We start from the raw sequence: 20288 nt of genomic DNA, 5'->3' as shown, positions 1-20288 counted from the left end.
AGCGCCAGACTCAGGACATGGGGCCGGTGGTTACCCGCACCCGGTCATGTACCCGACACAATAAATCGTAGCTGATGGTTCCTGCGGCCATCGCCACCTCATCCACCGGCAGCCCCTGGCCCCACAGAGTCACCTGATCGCCCACCTGAACCGTCTCCAGATCGGTCAAATCCACGGTAATCATGTCCATGGAGACCCGCCCAATGAGGGGAACCCGCTGACCGCGCACCAGCACCGGCGTGCCGCTGGGGGCATGGCGGGGATAACCGTCGGCATACCCGATGGCCGCCACCCCCACCCGGCTGGGCCGCTCGCTGCGCCAGGTGGCCCCATAACCCACCGCCTCTCCCGGCATCAGGGTATGTATGCCGATCAATCGGGTTGTCAGGGTCATCACCGGGTGCAGGCCCAGTGCAGCAGCGGACTGATCTGCCAGTGGTGAGCCGCCATAGAGCATGATACCGGGCCGTACCCAGTCGGCGTGGGTATTGGGCAAGGCCAGAATAGCGGCGGAATTGGCCAGACTGCGTTCGCCGGGCAGATGCCGGGTCGCGGCCTGGAACCGGGCCAGTTGGGTGGCATTTTCCGGGCGATGGGGGGTATCGGCACAGGCCAGATGGGTCATCAATCCCGTCACTGCGGCCACATTGGTGTTTGCAGTCAGGGCGGCCATCAGTTCCGTGGCTCGGGACGGGGCGAACCCCAGTCGCCCCATGCCGGTATCCAGTTTCAGCCAGACCTGCACCGGGCGTTGCAGGCGGGTGGTTGCCAACCGGCGTAATTGACTGTCCTCATGCACCGTCACGGCCACCCCGAGTTGGGCGGCGCTGTGCAGGTCCCGTTCATCCTTGAATCCCTGCAGGGCAAGTACCGGCTGCCGGTAACCGGCCTCGCGCAATGCCGAGGCCTCATCCAGGCAGGATACCGCCAGGGCATCCACCTGTGGTGCCAGGCATTCCGCCACCTGGAGCAGGCCATGACCATAGGCTTCGGCCTTGATTACTGCCATGATCCGGCGACCGGGGGCTGCCACCCGCACTCTGGCCAGATTGGCTGACAGATGGCCGAGGCACAACTGTGCCGAGGCGGTTCTTCTCACTGAAAGCCCTCATTGGAATAGATTTCGGGCGCATAATTTTCAAAGCGGGTGTATTGTCCCAAGAAGGTCAGTCGTACATTGCCGATGGGGCCATTACGTTGTTTAGCGATAATGATTTCTGCCGTCCCCTTGTCCGGGCTATCCTCGTTGTACACCTCATCCCGGTAGATAAAGACGATCAGGTCTGCATCCTGTTCAATGGCGCCGGAGTTATGACTGACAATCCCGTCGGCCAGCCAGCAGGCATTACCGGGCACAGTCAGATCGAATACCTCCTCCTCTCCTGCCGGCTCCACCGCCACCACCCGATCCCAGAATAATGCTTCATTGGCGATGAGTCCGAGGCGCTCGTCTTGTTGAAGTAGCTCGGTTCGCGTCAATTTTTTAATGCCCATCTGGTGACTGATGTCATCTTCAACCTCCCGAGGCAGGTCATCAAATCTGACAAGGTTGCCAGATTCCTCAAGCACCTGCCTGGATACGGCAAGATAATCTCCCAAATTCAGATTCCCACCTTGTATCCAGTCCCATAAACCAAGTAGCCGATGATCAGGGGTACACCGCAAGGTACGACCGCTGGCCAGAGTGATTTTCAGCACCTGTCTTCGGCCCACGGACCAGATGAGATCCGTCGCCGCAGATTGCAGATGCCCCTTGGCATCCACGGAAATCACTTCCGGTGTTTGGCCCACAAGATCAGCGATAGGCACCCGAGTGCCATCAGCTAAAATGACCAAGGTATCTCCGGTCACGCATTCACGCAGATCCGACATCACCGGACGTTTGCTGGGACGTTGTTCCAGACCACGGTTAAGCTGAGACAAGGCGATCACAGGAACCCCCATTTCCTTGGCTAACGCCTTGAGGCCACGGGAGATCTCGGAAATCTCGTTGGTTCGGTTCTCTGAACTGCCGGGCACCTGCATCAGCTGCAGATAGTCCACCACGATGAGGCTAAGCTGCTTATGCTCTCGCATCAGCCGGCGGCAGCGGGAACGCAGGTCAGAAGGAGACAGCGCCGGACTGTCGTCGATATACAACTGAGCCTCGGACAACATGGATACGGCACTGGAAAAACGCGGCCAGTCATCATCTTCCAAACGCCCGGTACGCAAACGCTGCTGATTGATCCTTCCCAGGGAGGAAAGCAGACGCATGGCCAGTTGCTCGCCGGGCATTTCCATACTGAACACCGCCACCGGCGATTGCTGCTTCAGCGCCGCATATTCGGCGATATTCATCGCGAAGGTGGTTTTACCCATCGACGGGCGCCCCGCCACAATCACCAGATCCCCCGGCTGCAAACCAGAAGTCAATTCGTCAAAATCATCATAGCCCGTGCTCAAACCAGTGATGGGACTGGACCGCTCAAAGAGCTTTTCAACATGCTCCACCGTAGATTTGAGCAGGGTACGCATCCCCCGAAAACCCTGACGATTACGGGCCCCCTGCTCGGCAATCTCAAATACCAGCCGCTCAGCTTCATCCAGCAGCTCCCGACTCTCCCGACCCTGGGCATTAAACCCACTGTCAGCAATCCGGGAACCTACACTGATCAGCTGACGCACCACCGAATGCTCACGCACAATCTCCGCATAAGCCTGGATATTGGCCGCACTGGGCGTATCCTTGGCCAACGTCCCCAAATAACTCAACCCACCACTGTCCACCAGCTGACCCCGGGCCTCCAGACGCTCGGAAATGGTCACCACATCAAACGGCGACTGCCGATCCGCCAACTCGGCAATGGCCCGAAAAATCAGACGATGGTCATAACGGTAAAAATCCACCTCGGTCACATGGTCCGCGACCACATCCCAGGCATCATTCTCCAGCATCAGGCCACCTAGCACGGCCTGCTCGGCTTCAATGGAATGGGGAGGAATCTTGAGCGCTTCGGTCCTGTTGCGGGACGCAAAGGTGCGGGGCTTTTCGGGCATGGTCAGAATACCAATCGACGCAACGACAGACGCTCGGACCTGTCTTGTTCACCCCGGACCCGGACCGGTTCCGGCATGGGGCCCGCGGGACATGGCGCCCCGCGGGTAAAGCAGTCCTACTGTTCTACACCCACCACCACCACCTTCACAGTGGCATTGACATCGGTGTGCAGGTGTACAGCCACTTCAAACTCACCCGCCTGACGCAGGGGGCCATCGGGCAGACGCACTTCACGCTTTTCCAGTTCCACACCAGCCGCCTTGGCAGCATCGGCAATGTCATTGGTGCCCACGGAACCAAACAGCTTGCCCTCACCACCGGCACGGGCCGTGATGGTCAGGGTCATGGCTTCCAGCTTGGCCTGACGGGCCTGAGCCGCTGCCAGAGCCTGGGCCGCTGCCTTTTCCAGTTCTGCACGGCGGGCCTCAAACTCGGCAATGTTGGCCTCGGTGGCAAACTTGGCCTTGCCCTTGGGCAGCAGGTAGTTGCGGGCATAACCAGAGCGCACACGCACCTTGTCCCCCAGGCTTCCCAGGTTTTCCACCTTTTCGAGAAGAATCACTTCCATCGGTCTATACCTCAGTCAAAAATCAAAGATGTTATCTGCCAGGAAGGCGACAGTATGGGCAGACATCAAGGGGCGTCGTTACCCGCCTGTCCCATCCGTCCACGAAGATCCACAAAGCTGTCCACCATCCCCAAAGTGGCCAGGACCACCATCATCTGCGGCAGGGCAAAAGCCATCACCACATAGGTCATCACCAGCCACAGACGGCTCAGGTTCAGCTTGCGATTAATCCCGTGAATCACCGCCAGCCCGTGCAGGAAAAAGGCGGCCAGAAACACCAGGGACAACTCGAACATCAGACTCACGCCGGCAAACAGCCCCAGCACCAGCAACACCAGCAGCAACAAGGCCGGCACCCGACCCAGACTCAGCTGATGAAACTCCTGGGCAAAACCACCCGGGTTGTAAAGGACCGACTGCCAATAACGGGCCAGCAACAAGGACAGGGACAAAGCCAGCAGGGAAACCGCAGCCAGCATTCCCGTCATCACCGCCGCCGCCTGCCTGAAGGCTTCTTCCCGCTCCTGGGCGTTCATGGCCGAGGTGTCAAACAGCGGCCCAACGGTCTGCTGCAGCACCGAGTACCACATCTGGGTGATGTCGGGCACGGACAGATGCAACATCAGCACCACGCCACAGCCCATGAGAATGCCACTGGTGAGGGTGGCCGCCCAGGACACGGTACTGCGCAACACTGCAGCCAAGGCCAGGGCCGGCACCCATTGCACCAGAGCCGTCACCAGGCCCACCATCGGTGACAGGCCTGCCACCCAACCGATCAGGCTCACCACCACCGCCGCCAGGGCCACCACCGCCAGGGCCTGTTGCAACCCCACACGCAGGGTCACCAGGGCCACGGCAGCACTGCTGACCAGCGCCAGGGGGGGAATCAGCAGGCCGATCACACCAAAGCCGACGGTGACGGTCACCGCCCGCAGTCGGCTTTGCATGATGAAAGATGCCAGTTGCCTCATGGTGGTCTCATGCACCGGCACCCCAGGGCGCCGGTGGCTGCCGTCCTCAGTGGTTGTCGGAGTAAGGCAACAGGGCCAGGAAACGGGCGCGCTTGATGGCAGTGGCCAACTGGCGCTGATAACGGGCACTGGTGCCAGTAATGCGGCTGGGCACGATCTTGCCGGTCTCGGTGACGTAGTTCTTCAGGGTATTGAGATCCTTGTAGTCGATGAACTCGACCCCTTCGGCACTGAAACGGCAATACTTGCGACGACGGAAGAAACGGGACATGGTCTATCCTCGGAATGAATCAGGTGAACAGTGGCTCAGTTCGACGAAGAGGACGAACGATCATCATCATCGCCATCGTCATCATCGCTGTCGTCGGAAGAAGAAGACGTGTTGCTGTCGTCATCGTCCCGATTTTTGGCCAGGGGAGAAGTTTCGGTAAAGGCCTGCTCCATGCGCATCACCAGATGACGAATCACCGCATCGTTGAAGCGGAAGGCACTGACCAGTTCTTCCAGCGCGCTTTCCGGGCATTCCACGTTCATCAGCACATAGTGGGCCTTGTGCAGCTTCTGGATCGGGTAGGCCAGCTGACGGCGACCCCAGTCTTCCAGGCGATGGATCTCGCCCTCGGCCCCTTCGATGATGCCGCGATAACGCTCCATCATGGCAGGAACCTGCTCACTCTGGTCCGGGTGAACCATGAATACAATTTCGTAATGACGCATATTTGGGATGTCCTTGCGGGTGACAGCCTCCCGACCAGCGGTGAGGCAAGGTGAATCTCCGGGGCGCCCCGGAAAAGAGCGGAATCTTAGCCGTTCGGGACGGGGGAAGCAATCCGGCGCTGTCGCACCGCCTCGTACAGACAGACCCCGGCGGCCACCGATACGTTCAGACTGTCCACCTGTCCCAGCATGGGCAATTGCACCAGAACATCACAGCGGTCCTGGGTCAGCCGCCGCATACCCTTGCCTTCCGCCCCCAGCACCAGCGCCGTGGGGCCGGCAAGGTCGGCATCATACAGCACCGTATCGGCCTGGCCGCAGGTGCCCACAATCCAGAGGTTGAACGTCTTGAGCAGGTCCAGGGTGCGGGCCAGATTGGTGACCTGGATGAAGGGCACGGTATCCGCAGCCCCGGAAGCCACCTTGCGCACCACCGGGGTCAGACCAGCGGCCCGGTCCCTGGGGGCAATCACGGCAGTGACCCCCGCCCCGTCGGCGGTACGCAGACAGGCCCCCAGATTATGGGGATCGGTCACCCCGTCCAGCACCAGCAACAGGGGCACGGTGCCCCGGCGCTCCAACGCCATCAGCATATCCGGCAGGTCCCCTTCTCCCAGGGGCGTCATCGGCGTGATCGTGGCCATCACCCCCTGATGACGGACCTTCCCCGCCAGGGCATCCAGTTCCCGGCGGGCCACCGGCTGCACCGTCACTCCGGCCTGGGCGGCCCGCTCCAGCAGCCCCCGCATCCGGCCATCTCCCCGGTCTGCCTGCACCCGCAGTTCCCGCACCCGCTCAGGACAGCGGGACAGCAGCGCCTCTACGGCATGTTGTCCAAACACCCGATCATTGGCTGCCATGATTTATGATTCCGTCCGCTTGCGCCGACGCCGACGACCCGGCTTGGCCGAATCGCCCCGGCTACGCTTGGCCTCCGGGCCGGAGGCTTCCGGTACGAAGTCGATCTTGCGCTCGTCCAGGTCCACCCTGGCCACCTTCACCCGCACCGGATCCCCCAGCCGATACACCCGGCCACTGCGCTCCCCGGTCAGACGATGCCCCGCCGGATCGAATTGGTAATAATCGTTGGACAAGCTGGTGACATGGACCAGACCTTCCACATAAATGTCCTTGAGTTCGACGAACAGGCCAAAGGAGGTGACGCTGGTCACCACCCCGTCGAACACTTCTCCCACCTTGTCCAGCATGTATTCGCACTTGAGCCAGGCGGTCACATCCCAGGAGGCTTCATCTGCCCGGCGCTCCCGCATGGAGCAGCTTTCTCCCAGGGCCACCATGTCGATATGGGCATAGGTGAAGTCCTTGGGTTTGCCACCATCCAGTACATGATGAATGGCCCGATGCACCAGCAGATCCGGGTAGCGGCGAATGGGTGAGGTGAAGTGCAGGTATTCCTCGTGGGCCAGCCCGAAATGACCCAGGTTGTCTGGGGCATAGACCGCCTGGGACAGGGACCGCAGCAAGGCGGTCTGCACCAGCCGGGCATCGGGCCGGTCCTTCACCTGCTCCAGCAGAGCAGAGAAATCCGCCGGGGTGGGTTCGTCCCCGCCCCGCAGGGACAGGCCCAGCCCCCCCAGAAACCGGCGCAGATCTTCCAGCTTGGCGGGCTTGGGGCCTTCATGTACCCGATACAGGGTGGGCATACGTTTGCGCTTGAGGAATCCGGCAGTGGCCACATTGGCGGCGATCATGCACTCCTCGATGATCTTGTGGGCGTCGTTGCGCTCATAGGCCACGATGCGTTCGATCTTGCGATCGGCGCCAAAGAGGATGCGGGTCTCGGTGGTCTCGAAATCCACCGTGCCCCGGGTATCCCTGGCCTTGCGCAACAGCCTGTAGAGGCCGTAGAGGTTTTCCAGGTGAGGCACCAGGGATTGGCGACGGCGGATGGTATCGGCCTTGCGTTCCACCAGGATCTCGGCCACTTCCGTATAGGTGAGGCGGGCATGGGAACGCATCACCGCCCGGTGGAATTTGGCATCCTTGATGCGGCCACGGGAGTTGACGGTCATCTGGCAGACCAGGCAGAGGCGGTCCACTTCCGGGTTCAGGGAACACAGGCCGTTGGACAGCACCTCCGGCAACATGGGAATGACCCGTTCGGGGAAATACACGGAGGTGCCCCGGTTGCGGGCTTCCAGGTCCAGGGGGTCTCCCGGCTGGACATAATGGGCCACGTCGGCGATGGCCACCCAGAGGGTGTAGCCTCGTCGGCCCAGGGATTCGCAATACACCGCGTCGTCGAAGTCCCGGGAATCCTCCCCGTCGATGGTCACCAGGGGCATGTCCCGCAGGTCCAGCCGGCCTGCCTTGGCTTTTTTGGGGACTTTGTCGGAAAAGCCTTCCACGGCTTTCAGTACCGCTTCGGGCCATTCAAAGGGCAGGCCGTGGGCGCGCACGGCGATGTCGATTTCCATGCCGGGGGCCATGTGCTCCCCCAGCACCTCGATCACTTCGCCAATGGACCGGGTGCGTTTGGTGGGTTGTTCCTTGATGCGTACCGTGACGATCTGGCCGGGCCGGGCTTCGCCCAGGCACTCCGGCGGGATGAGGATATCCTGAGGCATCCGTTTGTTGTCCGGGGCCACAAAGCCGATACCCCCTTCCAGGCTCAGGCGACCCACCACGGTCTGTGTATTGCGCTCCAGCACTTCGATGATGGCCCCTTCCCGGCGGCCCCGGCGGTCGATGCCGATGACCCGGGCCACGGCCCGGTCGCCGTGCATGAGGGCGCCCATCTGGCGGGGGGAGAGGAATAAATCCTCTCCCGGTTCGTCGGGCACCAGAAAGCCGAAGCCGTCCGGGTGGCCGATGACCCGACCCCGGACCAGGTCGGACTGGTTCACCGGCAACCAGCCGCCGGCCCGGTTGCAGACCAGTTGGCCGTCCCGTTCCATGGCCCGCAGGCGGCGGCGCAGGGCTTCCAGGTCAACGTCGTCTTCCAGACCCAGGCGACGGGCCAGGGGGTCAAAACCCATGGGGCCGTTGGCCTGGTCCACCACCTGGAGGATCAGTTCCCGGCTGGGGATGGGGCGTTCATATTTGCGGGCTTCGCGGTCGAAGTGGGGGTCTTGGGGCAAGCTCTTTTTCTTTTTTGTCATTTAATCTTTTCGTTCAGGCCAGGGCCGATAATTTTTTTGGCGGGGGCGTTGACAACCCCCTTATTGGGTACTATGATGGCGCCTTCAGCTGAGACGCAAGAGCAACATGCTTCTCACTGGGATTGCCGAGGTGGCGGAATTGGTAGACGCGCTAGTTTCAGGTATTAGTGGGGGAGACCCCGTGGAGGTTCAAGTCCTCTCCTCGGCACCAACTTGATTTCGATAAACGGCCCGCTTGATGCGGGCCGTTTTCGTGTTCAGCGCTGGATTGTACCTGCCTTGAGTGGAAAATCCCAGCGGGTTCGTGGTCCCTCCCCTGCCCTGTCATTCCACGTTGACCCGGATGCCTGCCATCTGCCGTTGGGAGATGACATGGCCCAGGGCGGCGGCCCGCTGGAGCCAGGAGAGGCCCAGCATTTCATCCTTGGGTACCCCTTCACCAGAGATGTGGCATCTGCCCAGCCAGTGCATGGCGTCGGGGTAGTGCTGGTCTGCTGCTGCTTGTAGCCAGTGCAGGGCCAGGTCCGGGCGGCGGGCTTCCAGCAGCATCAGGGCGATGTCGTTCTGGGCTTCGGCGTCGCCCTGCTCGGCCCGTTGAATGATGTGGATGTCTTCGGGGGTGAGGGTGATGGGGAGGTCGTTGAGGATGAGGTCGATCTGGATTTGGGCCGGGCCTGGTTTTCTACCCCCCCCCCCCCGCCTTGCGCGTGTGTGGGGCCGTGTGCCGCGACAGGCGCCGCCAGAGGGTGCGCTTGGTGAGGCCGGTGAGCTGGGCGGCGGTGTCCATGGAGATGGTAGGCATGGGGTCGGCTGGGCTGTTTTTGGTGGGGTTAGTGTATCCGGGGTGGATGGGGGTGGGTAGTTGTCACTAAAAATGGTGACAGAGGATGGAGTGTCAGGGAAAAGTAGTGACAGGTGTCGTTAAAAAATGATGACATCGGTGGCTGGGGTGGGTAAGTTGTTGTTTTTTGAGGGCGGTGGTTTTGGCATTGGTTTTGCTTCGGTTGGGGTGTGATGTCCACAACGGGAGTATGACGATGCAGAAGCAGAAGGGCTTTACTTTGATTGAACTGATGATCGTGGTGGCGATCATTGGGATTTTGGCGGCGATTGCTTTGCCGGCGTATCAGGATTACACCGTGCGGGCCAAGATGGGGGAAGTGGTTCTAGCCGCCTCTCAGTGCAGAACTTCTATTACCGAAGCGGTGCAGACATTTCCGGGAACGGACATGGGGACTGCATTGAATGAATCCTGTGATGTGACGACGACGAAGCATGTGAACGGGACTGCGTCATCCACCAACGCAAATGGCCACATCATTATCCAAGCCCAAGGATTTGATAATGCCGCGATTGATGGAAAACAGATACAGCTTCGTCCCTTCGTGATGAATGCGGCCGGCACTGATGTGGAAGCCTTCGTCCCAGGAACTCATGGCGGTCGCGCTATTGCAGCATGGCAATGTGGTCCCAGCCCAGGTACCGACGGCATCCCCGTCAAGTTCCTGCCTGGGTCGTGCCGGACTGTCTTTGCAGCTCAGGCAGGTTAAGGGACAGGCACTCTTGACTGCCACGGTAGGATAACCAAAAAAAACCCCGGCCTCGCGCCGGGGTTTTTTTCGCCTGACGGAAGGTTCGCATAATGCCCATTATGTTCTTCCACCTTGCCTTACGAAATTAACGCATCTACAATAATTTCATGTGCACCCGTTACTGCTGGGACGAAACCAAACGGCAGGCCAACCTTGAAAAGCACGGCTTGGACTTTGCCGATGCCGATCTTGTGTAGAAATGGAGGACAGGCAGTGCGCCGTTGACGGCCAGACTCAAGAGTGCCCGCTCTCCCGGTCCCCAATTCGATCACCGCCCCAAAAAGAACAGCATCGTGGTCACCGCACCCACCCCAACGATGCCACGGTGCAGGAACACCGGCGGCAGTGCCCGGCCAATGCGGGCACCAGCCAGACCACCCAGGACCGCCGCCAGCGCCATGGGGGGAATCTCCGGCCAGGAGATGGCGCCACCCCAGATATAGACCATCACCGCCATCAAAGTAAGCACAGCCGATAGCAGATTTTTTAGTCCATTGGCCGCATTCAGGTCATGGACACCCAGCAGGCGAAACAGGGCCAGCATGACAATGCCCATGCCACCATTGAAATATCCTCCGTATCCACACACCCCCAATACGCCGAGTCGCTTCCACAAGCCGCCACTGCCGTAGCTGTGTCGCGCCAGATGCTGGTTCAGGCGCGGCCCGAAAGCAAATAGCAATGTAGCAAAGAGCAACAGCCAAGGCACAATCAACTGAAATGCCTCGTTGGAGGTAGCCAGCAACAGCAAGGCCCCTACGGCTCCACCCAACATACCGATGAACACCACCAGCGGTACGGTCATGCCCAGAGGTGCCCGGATCAGATCCCGACAGGCCCAGGCGCTGGCCAGATAACCGGGCAACAGCGCCGCTGTGCCGGTGGCATTGGCAGCGATCGGGGGAACACCACTAAAAACCAAGGCCGGCAAGGTGAGAAAACTTCCGCCTCCCGCCAGGGCGTTGAGGGCGCCAGCCACAAAAGCGGCGACGACGATCAGAACAAGGCCAGATAATTCCAGTATCACGGAAATGCTCGAAACGGTCCCCAGTTCGCTCGCGATCCTCCCGATCCTCACTGCAGGAAGGCATGGCTCTGGAAGAGGTCTTCAAGGTTTTGAGCTATCCCGCCGATCGGGGATAAGCACGCAATATCTCTGCTCCATTACGGATCATCGCCTCGGTGGTCGGCCAATCCACACAGGCATCCGTGATGGAACAGCCATAGCGCAGTTGGGAACGATCTGCAGTCAGCGGCTGGTTGCCAGCCTCCAGAAAACTTTCCACCATCAGCCCCACAATGGAACGATTGCCCTCCCGAATCTGATGCATCACATCCTTCATCACCAACGGTTGCAATTCCGGATTCTTGGAGGAATTGGCATGGGAGCAGTCCACCACAATGTTGCGAGGAATCCCCGCCTTGTCCAGCGCCTGCTCTGCCAAGGTCACTGAAACGGTATCATAATTGGGCTGTCCGTTACCGCCTCGCAGCACCAGATGCCCGTAACGATTCCCCCTAGTGCGCAGAATCACCGACTGACCATCATTGCCGATGCCCAGAAAACTATGGGGACTGCCGGCAGATAAAATGGCATTGATCGCCACGCTCAAGCCGCCATCGGTGCCATTTTTGAAGCCCACCGGCGTGGACAGGCCCGAGGACATCTCCCGGTGAGTCTGGGATTCTGCGGTGCGGGCACCAATGGCCGTCCAGGCAATCAGATCACCGTAGTACTGGGGAGCAATGGGGTCCAGAGCCTCGGTAGCCGTTGGCAGACCCAGTTCGTTGATGTCCATCAAAAAGTGCCGGGCCTTGGCCATCCCTTCGTCAATACGAAAGGTGTCGTCCAGATGGGGGTCATTGATGAACCCCTTCCAGCCCACTGAAGTGCGGGGCTTTTCAAAATAGACCCGCATCACCAACAGCAGCACATCCGATACCTGGTCGGCCAGTGCCTTCAACCGCCGGGCATAGTCCATGCCCGCTTCGGGATCATGGATGGAACAGGGGCCAACCACCACGAACAACCTTGGGTCCCGGTGATCGAGAATGTCACATAACGCCTGGCGACCCGCGAGAACCGTATGGGCAGCCTTATCAGACAGGGGCAAACGTGCCTTGATCTCCCTGGGAGAAGGCATGTAGTCCATGGCGGCAATATTGAGGTTTTCAGTCTGAGCTGTGGTCATCATTGTGCGCGAGAAACCCCGTCCTTCAGGGCGGGAGGGAGAGCGCATCGTGCATGGCACGATCACGCGGCCCAACTCGTGTCCTCCAGTGTCGGCTTGGGTTGAAGGGCGCCGCGGCATGGGTACCGCCGTGGGCGGGGTTTAATGCCGGGGTTCGGCCCGGCCCCGACCGATAGCATAATAGGCAAAACCCAGATCCTCCAGATACTGGGGATCGTACAGGTTGCGACCATCAAACAGGGTCGGGGTTTTGAGTCGACGGCGAATCAGATCAAAATCCGGGCTGCGGAATACATGCCATTCAGTGACGATCACCAACGCATCAGCCCCCAGCAGGGCTGTTTCATGGTCTTGACACAGGGTCAGGTCAGGACGCGAGCCATAAAGACGGGTACATTCCTCCATCGCCACCGGATCATGGGCGCGAACATGGACACCAGCTGCCCACAATGCCTCCATCAGGGTACGGCTGGAGGCTTCCCGCATGTCGTCGGTGTTGGGCTTGAAGGCCAGTCCCCATAGCGCGATGGTGCGCCCCTGGAGATCGCCGTTGAAATGGGCATGAATTTTATCAAACAGACGCGTTTTTTGATGATGGTTGACCGCCTCTACAGCGGCCAGCAGCCGGGCCGGAAATCCCACCTGCCGGGCGGTATGCTCCAGCGCCTTGACGTCCTTGGGAAAACACGATCCTCCATAGCCGCAACCGGGATAAATGAAGTGATACCCGATGCGCGGGTCTGAACCCATGCCCTGACGCACATGCTCGATGTCGGCGCCCAGTTTTTCCGCCAGATTGGCCAATTCATTCATGAAGCTGATTTTGGTGGCCAGCATGGCATTGGCGGCATACTTGGTCAGCTCCGCCGAGCGGATATCCATGATCATGACCCGATCATGGTTCCGGTTGAAGGGGGCGTAGAGGGCCCGCATGAGTTCGGCAGTGCGTGGATTATCCGTGCCGATGATAATTCGGTCGGGTTTCATGAAATCGTCGATGGCAGCCCCTTCCTTGAGAAATTCCGGGTTGGAGACCACGTCAAAATCCACCGGGGCACCGCGCTGGGCCAGGGTATCGGCCATGACGGTCCGCACCTGATCGGCGGTACCCACGGGCACGGTGGATTTATTCACCACGATCCGGTAGTCATCCAGATGCTCGGCAATGGTCCGGGCCACCGCCAGCACATGGCTCAAATCGGCGGACCCATCCTCATCGGGGGGTGTCCCTACGGCAATGAACTGAAACAGGCCGTGGCGAACACCTTCAGCCGGGTCCAGGGTAAAAGCCAGGCGTCCGGCGGCGATGTTATCCGCCACCAGAGCATCCAGACCCGGTTCATGGATGGGGATTTCACCCTGTTCAAGGCGGGCGATCTTATCCGGATCGATGTCGACGCACAGGACATGATTGCCCACTTCCGCCAAACAGGCGCCGGTAACCAGTCCGACATAGCCGGAGCCATAGATGGTGACCTTCACGAGACAGATGACTCCCTAACCAAGGGTGAACAAATCCCGACGACATGAGCAAGGAGGGGTGCCCCGACGGGATGGTGTTATTGCTCTACTTTGGGCAGGGCTTCTGCCAGCGCTCTGGCATAGGCAGACCTGGCCGTCTGGGCAATGGCTATCTGTTGTTGCAATCGCTGGATTTCCTGATCGGTGACCCGCAGGTTGGCAATCTGGGCCTTGGCGTTGTCCGACAGGCTGTCCAGGTCGTACTGTTTGCCGTCAATGGTGATGTTTTTTCCGGGGGTATCTACCATGGAAGTGGTTTCCTTTTTTTTGAAACGGTTGATCGCAACCCACTCAATTGACGCTCTCCGTCGATAGGAAAAACGACAAGGCAGGCGCCGGGCAGAGTACCTGCCCGTTGAAAAAAAGACCAGACCCGGCAAGGGCGCGTTCGGGAAGACTCACTCTGGGGCGCGAATTTCGAAATCGTGAGTGATTCGGGCGGTTTTGCCCAGCATGATGGAGGCCGAGCAGTATTTTTCTGCGGATAATGTCACTGCCCGGGCCACCTGCTTTTCGGCAAGGTCATGGCCGGTGACGATGAAATGGACATGAATCCGGGTGAACACCTTGGGTTCGGTATCGGCCCGCTCGGCCTGCAACAGCACTTCACAGTCGGTCACCGCCTGGCGGGATTTTTTCAGGATCTGCACCACATCAAAAGCAGAACATCCCCCCATGCCCATCAGCAGCATTTCCATGGGACGCGGCCCCAGGTTGCGCCCGCCAAACTCCGGCGGCCCATCCATAACCACCCCATGACCACTGCCAGATTCGGCCATGAAGGTCATCTGTTCCACCCATTTTACCCTGGATTTCATCAATTCCTCCGCGAGAAACCCGGCTTTGTATTCGGGTTTTTGCAGCCAACAGTGTGTGGCAGGTGCTCGACAAGTGTACCACCTTAAACCTACACTTTTTCTGGAAAAACCCATCAGGTAGGAATCCTCTTCCTTCAGGGAGAGGAGGAGGTCAAGCCCTCACACAGCCACAGCCATATACCTTTCAACCCCAACCGATACAGAGGAGGACGCGACCAGGGCCAGGTGATCGTGCTGCGCACGATGGGCTATCCCTCCCCGCCCTGAAGGACGGGGTTTCTCGCGCAAAATTGATGAGTACCTTGCCAAGACGGCAAAAGCAGGCGCCGGACCCAGCGCTGGAAAGGCTGCTGTCCCATTGCCATCGACGACAATATCCGCCCCGGTCCACCATCATCCATGCGGGGGACCGACCAGATACCCTGTACTATGTGATCCAGGGTTCGGTCAGCGTCACCATAGAGGATGAGCACGGCCATGAGATCGTTCTGGCTTATCTCAATCCGGGCCAGTTTTTTGGTGAAATGGGCATCTTTGCTGCCCAGGCCCGTAGTGCTGTGGTCATGACCCGTACCCTGACCGAAACCGCCGAGATTCATTATCCCAAGTTTCTTGACCTGGCCATGCAAGACCCCCAGATCATGTTCCTGCTGGCCACCCAGCTGGCCTCCCGGCTACGGGAAACCAGTCGCAAGGTGATTGATCTGGCCTTTTTGGATGTCACAGGCCGCATTGCCCGCACCCTGATGGAACTGGCCCGGCAACCCGATGCCATGACCCACCCCAAAGGGATGCAGATCCGCATCACCCGACAGGAACTGGCCCGGATCGTGGGTTGCTCCCGGGAAATGGCAGGCCGGGTGCTCAAGGAACTGGAGGAGAAGGGCCTGATCAGCGCCCATGGCAAGACCATCGTGGTGTTCGACGCCCGCTGACGCGGCAACGGCGGTCTGTTGCTCAACCGTCGGCTTCCCGGATCACCTCCAGAAACACCAGTCCGTAGGATTCCAGCTTTTTCTCTCCCACCCCGGAGATATTCGCCATGGCCGCCAGGCTATGGGGACGAGCCTGGGCCATGTGGTGCAGGGTGGCATCACTGAATACCATGTAGGGCGGCACCCCCTGCTGGTCCGCCAGGCGGCGCCGGCACTGACGCAGGGCCTCGAACAGGCGGTGATCCTCGGGGCTGTCCAGTTCCAGCGCTCGGGAACGGCGGGGTTCCCGGCTGGGCTTGGGCGGGCGGGTTTCCTTGCGCAGCATCAAAGGCACTTCACCCCGGAGCACGGGGCGACAGGATGGGTTCAGGTGCAGTCCACCATGTCCTTCCAGGTCCACGGTGAGCAGCCCCCGAGCGATGAGCTGACGAAAAATGCCCCGCCATTCGTTCACGGTCAGGTCACGGCCAATGCCGAACACACCCAGCCGATCATGGCCAAACCCTTTGATGCGTTCATCTGCCTTGCCCCTGAGCACGTCCAGCAAATAGTTCACCCCAAAACGCTGGCCGGTACGGTGGACACAGGACAGGGCCATCTGGGCCGGGATCGTCCCGTCCCAGGTTTGCGGCGGTTCCAGGCAGTTGTCGCAGTTGCCGCAGGGTTCGGGCAATGGCTCCCCGAAGTAGGGCAACAGGGTCTGGCGCCGGCAGGCGACGCTCTCGCACAGCCCCAGCATGGCGTCCAGCTTGTGCCGTTCCACCCGCTTGTGGGCCTCGTCGGCCTCGGAGGCGTCCACCATCTGCCGCAGGGTGATCACATCCTGCAGGCCGTAGCTCATCCAGGCGTCCGCCGCCAGTCCATCCCGTCCGGCCCGGCCTGTTTCCTGATAGTAGGCTTCGATGCTTTTGGGCAGGTTCAAGTGGGCCACGAAACGGACATTGGGCTTGTCAATGCCCATGCCGAAGGCAATGGTGGCCACGATGATGATGCCTTCCTCGTTGAGAAAACGTCGCTGATGGGCCTCGCGCACCGCCGCCGACAGGCCCGCGTGGTAGGGCAAGGCGGTGAGTCCCTGTCCGGTGAGCCAATGGGCCACCTCATCCACCCGTTTGCGGGACAGACAATACACAATCCCCGCCTCATCCGGGTGAGTGTCGCGGATGAAACGCAGCAGATCCCGGCGGGCATTGCCGGTGGACTGGTGGATGCGGTAGCGGATGTTGGGGCGATCAAAACCGCTGATGAACACCCGAGCCTGATCCAATCCCAGGCGGCCCCGGATTTCCTCCCGGGTACGGGCATCGGCGGTGGCAGTGAGGGCGATGCGGGGCACCTGGGGCCAGCGTTCGGCCAGCAGGGAAAGCCGGATGTATTCGGGCCGAAAGTCATGGCCCCACTGGGAGACGCAATGGGCCTCGTCGATGGCAAAGAGATTGATGCGTGCCCGTTCCAGCAAGGTCAGGGTGCGCTCGGTGAGCAGGCGTTCCGGCGCGATGTAGAGCAGATCCAGCCGCCCGCTCAGCAGTTGTGATTCCACCGCCCGCACGGCGTCCAGGGTGAGACTGGAATTAAGACAGGCAGCGCGGACCCCGGCCTGTTGCAGGGCAGCCACCTGGTCCTGCATGAGGGCGATGAGGGGCGATACCACCACACCGGTGCCGGGCATGGCCATGGCGGGAATCTGGTAGCACAGGGACTTGCCACCGCCGGTGGGCATCAATACCAGGGCGTCTCCGCCCTCCAGCAGGGTCTGGATGACCTCATCCTGGGGAGAGCGGAACCGGTCGTAGCCAAAGGTGTTGCGCAGGATGTTCAGTGGGGCTTGATCGTCCATGATCGGTGCGGTCTTGGTCTGCATAGGTTGCCGTGGGGCCGTTACGGGTTCAAGGACATCCCGTTCCATGAGGACGCCCCATGGTTTTGAGGATAGCGCCGACCCACCCACGAGGGCAACCCGCCCCGGCGGGCGCTGTTCCCTATCCATCCAGGCTGCGGGAGGCGACCTCGTACACGTCCCGGGACAGTCCGGGATGGGCCACGATCCGCTCCAGACAGCGCCGCATTGAGCCTTGACGCTCCTCGTCAAAACGCCGCCAGCGACTCAGACTGGTCACCAGCCGAGCCGCGATCTGCGGGTTGAGGGCGTCCAGTTCCAGGACGCTGTCGGTAATCAGCCCGTGACCGGACCCATCCAGGGCGTGGAAATGCACCGGGTTGGCCATGGCAAAGGTCCCCAGCACCGCCCTCACCCGGTTGGGATTGCGGATGCTGAAACCGGGGTGGGACATCAGTCCCCGCACCCGATCCAGCGCGCCCGGGGCCGCATCCATCGCCTGCAGGCCGAACCACTTGTCCAACACCAGGGGATCGTCGCGCCAGCGGGCCTCGAAATGGGCCAGGGCCTGGTCACGGGCCTCCCCAGGGCAGTCCAGCAACGCCCGCAGGGCACCCATGGCATCGGTCATGTTGTCGGCGGACCCATAATGGGTCCGGGCCAGGGCCACCGCCTCGGCCTCGCCGGAGGCGCACAGATAGGCCAGGCACAGGTTGCACAGGCGACGGCGTCCCATGGCCGTCGCGTCCATGCCTTGCGCCCCCGCCGTGGCCTCGTAGACGGCGCGGAATCGATCCCCCAGGGCGGCGCCCAGGGCCTGGCGCAGGAACTGTCGGGCCTGATGGATCGCATCCACGTCCACCACCGCCATCTGCTCCGCCAGATAGCCTTCTCCCGGCAGGGTCAGGGCCTCGGCCACCAGAGCGGCATCCAGCGCCCCGTTGGCCAGCACCTGACCGAAGGCCTGCGCAAAACGGGCATCCAGCATCAGGGGTTGCCCCGCCTGGACGGCCTCGATCAGTCCCTGCAGTACCTTCAGGGCAAACTGCTGGCCCGCCTCCCAACGGTTGAAGTCGTCCGTGTCATGGGCCATGAGGAAGGCCAGCTGCGCATCGGTGTAGGGGAAGCGCAGATTCACCGGCGCCGAGAATCCCCGCAACAGCGAGGGGACCGGCAACTCCGGCACGTCCTGGAACACGAAGACATGGGTGGGCGCGGTCAGCTCCAGGGTGCGCTCACCGGCAACGGCACTGTCCTCCCCCTCCAGGCGCAAGGGGATCTCCCGCCCCCGGGCATCCAGCAGGGCCATGACCAGGGGAATGTGCAGGGGCAGCTTTTCCGGCTGGCCCTTGGTGGGAAGGCAGGACTGGCGCACCGTAAGCCGGTAGGTGGCGGTTTCCGGATCATGGGTTCCGGTCGCCTCCAGCAACGGCGTTCCGGCCTGGTCATACCAGCGGCGGAACCGGGAAAGATCCCGGGCATTGGCATCCTCCATGGCCTTGACGAAGTCGTCCGTGGTCACCGCCTGACCATCGTGACGGTCGAAATAGAGGTCCAGCCCGCGGCGGAATCCTTCACGACCCAGCAGGGTCTGGATCATGCGCACCACCTCGGCACCCTTTTCATACACGGTCATGGTGTAGAAGTTGTTGATCTCGATGTAGGACTGGGGCCGCACCGGGTGGGCCATGGGACCGGCGTCCTCGGGGAACTGCAGGGTGCGCAGGCGCTGGACATCCTGGATCCGCTTGACCGCCCGCAGGCTTTGGTCGGCGGTGAATTCCTGGTCGCGAAAGACGGTGAGGCCTTCCTTGAGGGAGAGCTGGAACCAGTCGCGGCAGGTGACCCGGTTGCCGGACCAGTTGTGGAAATATTCGTGGGCGATGACGCTCTCGATGGCCACGAAGTCGTCGTCGGTGGCGGTATCCGGACGGGCCAGCACGTACTTGGAATTGAAGACGTTGAGCCCCTTGTTCTCCATGGCCCCCATGTTGAAGTCGTCCACCGCCACGATCATGTAGATGTCCAGATCGTATTCCCGGCCAAAAGTGTCCTCGTCCCAGCCCATGGATGCCTGCAGGGAGCGCATGGCGTGATCGCATTTGTCCAGGTTGTGACGCTGCACGTAGATGCGCAGGTCCACCTCCCGTCCGGTTCGGGTGGTGAAGCCGTCCCGCCGGCAGACCAGATCCCCCGCCACCAGGGCAAACAGATAGCTGGGCTTGGGGAAGGGATCGTGCCAGACGGCGAAATGACGCCCCTCGGGCAGGTCGCCGCTGTCGGTGAGATTGCCGTTGGAGAGCAGCACGGGATAACGGGCCTTGTCGGCCTCGATGCGCACCGTGTAGACGGCCATCACGTCGGGCCGGTCCAGGAACCAAGTGATGCGACGGAATCCTTCCGCCTCGCACTGGGTGCAGAAGTTGCCGCCGGAGACATACAGCCCCTCCAGCGCCGTGTTGGCCGCCGGGGCAATGCCCGTCTCCAGGCTGAGTTCACAGCGCTCGGGCAGATCGTGCAGGGTCAGGGTCTCGCCCTCCAGATGATAGTCACCCGGCTGCAGGGGACGGTCATCCAGGCGGATGTGATGGAGCACCAGATCCTGGCCGTTGAGTTGCAGCGGGGCCTCTGCCTGGCCGTTGCGTACCAGGGTCAGGCGGGATCTGACCCGGGTATCCTCTGGATCCAGCACGAAGCACAGGTCCACCGAAAGGATGCGCCACCGAGGGGGTGCGTAGTCCTTGAGATGAATGGCGGCGGGGGCGGTTTCTTTCATCATTTTGCGCGAACAACCGGGTTGGGCGTGTGCCTGACTTCCATGGTGCACTATAGCGTTTTGAGATGGGGGGCGTCCAAGCTTGCCAAACGGACGCCCCTTGTTGATCATGTCCCATACCCGATATGGCACCAGGCTATGTGCCATGAGCATGCTGGCAAGCATCCAGCAGACATTGTTCGAGGGGCTGGCCCCG

General features: G+C 61.0%; 18 protein-coding genes and 1 tRNA gene. 3 read left to right on the top strand and 16 right to left on the bottom strand.

Annotated features, from left to right (window positions below):
• Positions 1 to 10 precede the first annotated feature (10 nt).
• The 8 genes from alr to rnr form a co-directional block, all read right to left on the bottom strand.
• Positions 11 to 1099 carry an alanine racemase gene (alr, locus tag BMX62_RS10610; protein ID WP_090208553.1) on the bottom strand — a complete coding sequence of 363 codons (1089 nt, stop codon included), beginning with the start codon at positions 1097 to 1099 and terminating at the stop codon, positions 11 to 13.
• On the bottom strand, positions 1096 to 3039 hold the full coding sequence (dnaB, locus tag BMX62_RS10605; RefSeq protein WP_090208550.1) for a replicative DNA helicase: 1944 nt from the start codon (positions 3037 to 3039) through the stop codon (positions 1096 to 1098). The genes alr and dnaB overlap by 4 nt, the downstream gene beginning before the upstream one ends.
• 116 nt (positions 3040 to 3155) lie before the next feature.
• Positions 3156 to 3608: a 50S ribosomal protein L9 gene (gene rplI / locus BMX62_RS10600; protein ID WP_090208546.1), complete on the bottom strand. Its 453-nt coding sequence runs from the start codon at positions 3606 to 3608 to the stop codon at positions 3156 to 3158.
• A 65-nt stretch (positions 3609 to 3673) separates the two neighbouring features.
• Complete coding sequence (locus tag BMX62_RS10595) at positions 3674 to 4558, bottom strand: DUF2232 domain-containing protein (RefSeq protein ID WP_238375960.1); 885 nt, start codon at positions 4556 to 4558, stop codon at positions 3674 to 3676.
• Positions 4559 to 4628: 70 nt separating this feature from the next.
• Entirely contained in the window at positions 4629 to 4853 is a 225-nt protein-coding gene (gene rpsR, locus BMX62_RS10590) for a 30S ribosomal protein S18 (protein WP_090208543.1), read from the bottom strand.
• Positions 4854 to 4888: 35 nt separating this feature from the next.
• Positions 4889 to 5299 (bottom strand): 30S ribosomal protein S6, encoded by a 411-nt coding sequence (gene rpsF, locus BMX62_RS10585; protein ID WP_090208540.1) that lies wholly within the window; start codon positions 5297 to 5299, stop codon positions 4889 to 4891.
• 86 nt (positions 5300 to 5385) lie between these two features.
• Positions 5386 to 6159, bottom strand: a complete 774-nt coding sequence (gene rlmB / locus BMX62_RS10580; protein WP_090208537.1) for a 23S rRNA (guanosine(2251)-2'-O)-methyltransferase RlmB — start codon at positions 6157 to 6159, stop codon at positions 5386 to 5388.
• A 3-nt stretch (positions 6160 to 6162) separates the two neighbouring features.
• Positions 6163 to 8421, bottom strand: coding sequence for a ribonuclease R (gene rnr / locus BMX62_RS10575; protein ID WP_238375959.1), 2259 nt, complete (start codon positions 8419 to 8421; stop codon positions 6163 to 6165).
• A 124-nt stretch (positions 8422 to 8545) separates the two neighbouring features.
• Here rnr and BMX62_RS10570 point away from each other — a divergent pair.
• Positions 8546 to 8632 (top strand) — tRNA-Leu (locus BMX62_RS10570).
• A gap of 113 nt (positions 8633 to 8745) precedes the next feature.
• On the opposite strand, the gene BMX62_RS10565 is transcribed toward BMX62_RS10570, so the two are convergent.
• Positions 8746 to 8970: a tetratricopeptide repeat protein gene (locus tag BMX62_RS10565; protein ID WP_090208535.1), complete on the bottom strand. Its 225-nt coding sequence runs from the start codon at positions 8968 to 8970 to the stop codon at positions 8746 to 8748.
• A 488-nt stretch (positions 8971 to 9458) separates the two neighbouring features.
• On the opposite strand from BMX62_RS10565, the gene BMX62_RS10560 reads away from it, so the two are divergent.
• Positions 9459 to 9971, top strand: coding sequence for a pilin (locus BMX62_RS10560; protein ID WP_090208532.1), 513 nt, complete (start codon positions 9459 to 9461; stop codon positions 9969 to 9971).
• A gap of 310 nt (positions 9972 to 10281) precedes the next feature.
• On the opposite strand, the gene BMX62_RS10550 is transcribed toward BMX62_RS10560, so the two are convergent.
• The 5 genes from BMX62_RS10550 to BMX62_RS10530 form a co-directional block, all read right to left on the bottom strand.
• Complete coding sequence (locus BMX62_RS10550; protein WP_202906258.1) at positions 10282 to 11040, bottom strand: sulfite exporter TauE/SafE family protein; 759 nt, start codon at positions 11038 to 11040, stop codon at positions 10282 to 10284.
• 94 nt (positions 11041 to 11134) lie between these two features.
• On the bottom strand, positions 11135 to 12205 hold the full coding sequence (locus BMX62_RS10545) for a 3-deoxy-7-phosphoheptulonate synthase (RefSeq protein WP_090208580.1): 1071 nt from the start codon (positions 12203 to 12205) through the stop codon (positions 11135 to 11137).
• Between the two features lie 141 nt (positions 12206 to 12346).
• The gene (locus tag BMX62_RS10540) at positions 12347 to 13687 is read right to left on the bottom strand and encodes a UDP-glucose dehydrogenase family protein (RefSeq protein ID WP_090208529.1); all 1341 of its coding nucleotides are present in this window, start codon (positions 13685 to 13687) and stop codon (positions 12347 to 12349) included.
• A gap of 77 nt (positions 13688 to 13764) precedes the next feature.
• A complete protein-coding gene (locus BMX62_RS10535; protein WP_090208526.1) occupies positions 13765 to 13974 on the bottom strand; it encodes a DUF6447 family protein in 210 nt (69 codons plus the stop codon).
• A gap of 150 nt (positions 13975 to 14124) precedes the next feature.
• On the bottom strand, positions 14125 to 14544 hold the full coding sequence (locus BMX62_RS10530) for an OsmC family protein (protein ID WP_090208522.1): 420 nt from the start codon (positions 14542 to 14544) through the stop codon (positions 14125 to 14127).
• Between the two features lie 293 nt (positions 14545 to 14837).
• Here BMX62_RS10530 and crp point away from each other — a divergent pair, with 293 nt between their 5' ends.
• Positions 14838 to 15479: a cAMP-activated global transcriptional regulator CRP gene (gene crp, locus BMX62_RS10525; RefSeq protein ID WP_090208520.1), complete on the top strand. Its 642-nt coding sequence runs from the start codon at positions 14838 to 14840 to the stop codon at positions 15477 to 15479.
• Positions 15480 to 15501: 22 nt separating this feature from the next.
• Here the strand turns inward: crp and recQ are convergent, their stop codons facing one another.
• Both recQ and pepN read right to left on the bottom strand, forming a co-directional pair.
• Entirely contained in the window at positions 15502 to 17316 is a 1815-nt protein-coding gene (gene recQ / locus BMX62_RS10520; protein ID WP_202906257.1) for a DNA helicase RecQ, read from the bottom strand.
• Positions 17317 to 17458: 142 nt separating this feature from the next.
• The gene (pepN, locus tag BMX62_RS10515; protein ID WP_202906259.1) at positions 17459 to 20092 is read right to left on the bottom strand and encodes an aminopeptidase N; all 2634 of its coding nucleotides are present in this window, start codon (positions 20090 to 20092) and stop codon (positions 17459 to 17461) included.
• Positions 20093 to 20288 lie beyond the last annotated feature (196 nt).

The organism is Ectothiorhodospira magna, assembly GCF_900110965.1.
In the GTDB taxonomy this organism is placed as follows: domain Bacteria; phylum Pseudomonadota; class Gammaproteobacteria; order Ectothiorhodospirales; family Ectothiorhodospiraceae; genus Ectothiorhodospira; species Ectothiorhodospira magna.
The sequence above is the reverse complement of the archived record's forward strand: the minus strand, read 5'-3'. Positions and strand labels throughout refer to the sequence as shown.

What these genes read in the sequence shown, in the direction of transcription:
- dnaB (WP_090208550.1), bottom strand. Translation starts at nt 3,039, where the DNA reads ATGCCCGAAAAGCCCCGCACCTTTGCGTCCCGCAACAGGACCGAAGCG.
- rplI (WP_090208546.1), bottom strand. Translation starts at nt 3,608, where the DNA reads ATGGAAGTGATTCTTCTCGAAAAGGTGGAAAACCTGGGAAGCCTGGGG.
- BMX62_RS10595 (WP_238375960.1), bottom strand. Translation starts at nt 4,558, where the DNA reads ATGCAAAGCCGACTGCGGGCGGTGACCGTCACCGTCGGCTTTGGTGTG.
- rpsR (WP_090208543.1), bottom strand. Translation starts at nt 4,853, where the DNA reads ATGTCCCGTTTCTTCCGTCGTCGCAAGTATTGCCGTTTCAGTGCCGAA.
- rpsF (WP_090208540.1), bottom strand. Translation starts at nt 5,299, where the DNA reads ATGCGTCATTACGAAATTGTATTCATGGTTCACCCGGACCAGAGTGAG.
- rlmB (WP_090208537.1), bottom strand. Translation starts at nt 6,159, where the DNA reads ATGGCAGCCAATGATCGGGTGTTTGGACAACATGCCGTAGAGGCGCTG.
- rnr (WP_238375959.1), bottom strand. Translation starts at nt 8,421, where the DNA reads ATGACAAAAAAGAAAAAGAGCTTGCCCCAAGACCCCCACTTCGACCGC.
- BMX62_RS10565 (WP_090208535.1), bottom strand. Translation starts at nt 8,970, where the DNA reads ATGCTGCTGGAAGCCCGCCGCCCGGACCTGGCCCTGCACTGGCTACAA.
- BMX62_RS10560 (WP_090208532.1), top strand. Translation starts at nt 9,459, where the DNA reads ATGCAGAAGCAGAAGGGCTTTACTTTGATTGAACTGATGATCGTGGTG.
- BMX62_RS10545 (WP_090208580.1), bottom strand. Translation starts at nt 12,205, where the DNA reads ATGACCACAGCTCAGACTGAAAACCTCAATATTGCCGCCATGGACTAC.
- BMX62_RS10535 (WP_090208526.1), bottom strand. Translation starts at nt 13,974, where the DNA reads ATGGTAGATACCCCCGGAAAAAACATCACCATTGACGGCAAACAGTAC.
- BMX62_RS10530 (WP_090208522.1), bottom strand. Translation starts at nt 14,544, where the DNA reads ATGAAATCCAGGGTAAAATGGGTGGAACAGATGACCTTCATGGCCGAA.
- crp (WP_090208520.1), top strand. Translation starts at nt 14,838, where the DNA reads ATGAGTACCTTGCCAAGACGGCAAAAGCAGGCGCCGGACCCAGCGCTG.
- recQ (WP_202906257.1), bottom strand. Translation starts at nt 17,316, where the DNA reads ATGGACGATCAAGCCCCACTGAACATCCTGCGCAACACCTTTGGCTAC.
- pepN (WP_202906259.1), bottom strand. Translation starts at nt 20,092, where the DNA reads ATGAAAGAAACCGCCCCCGCCGCCATTCATCTCAAGGACTACGCACCC.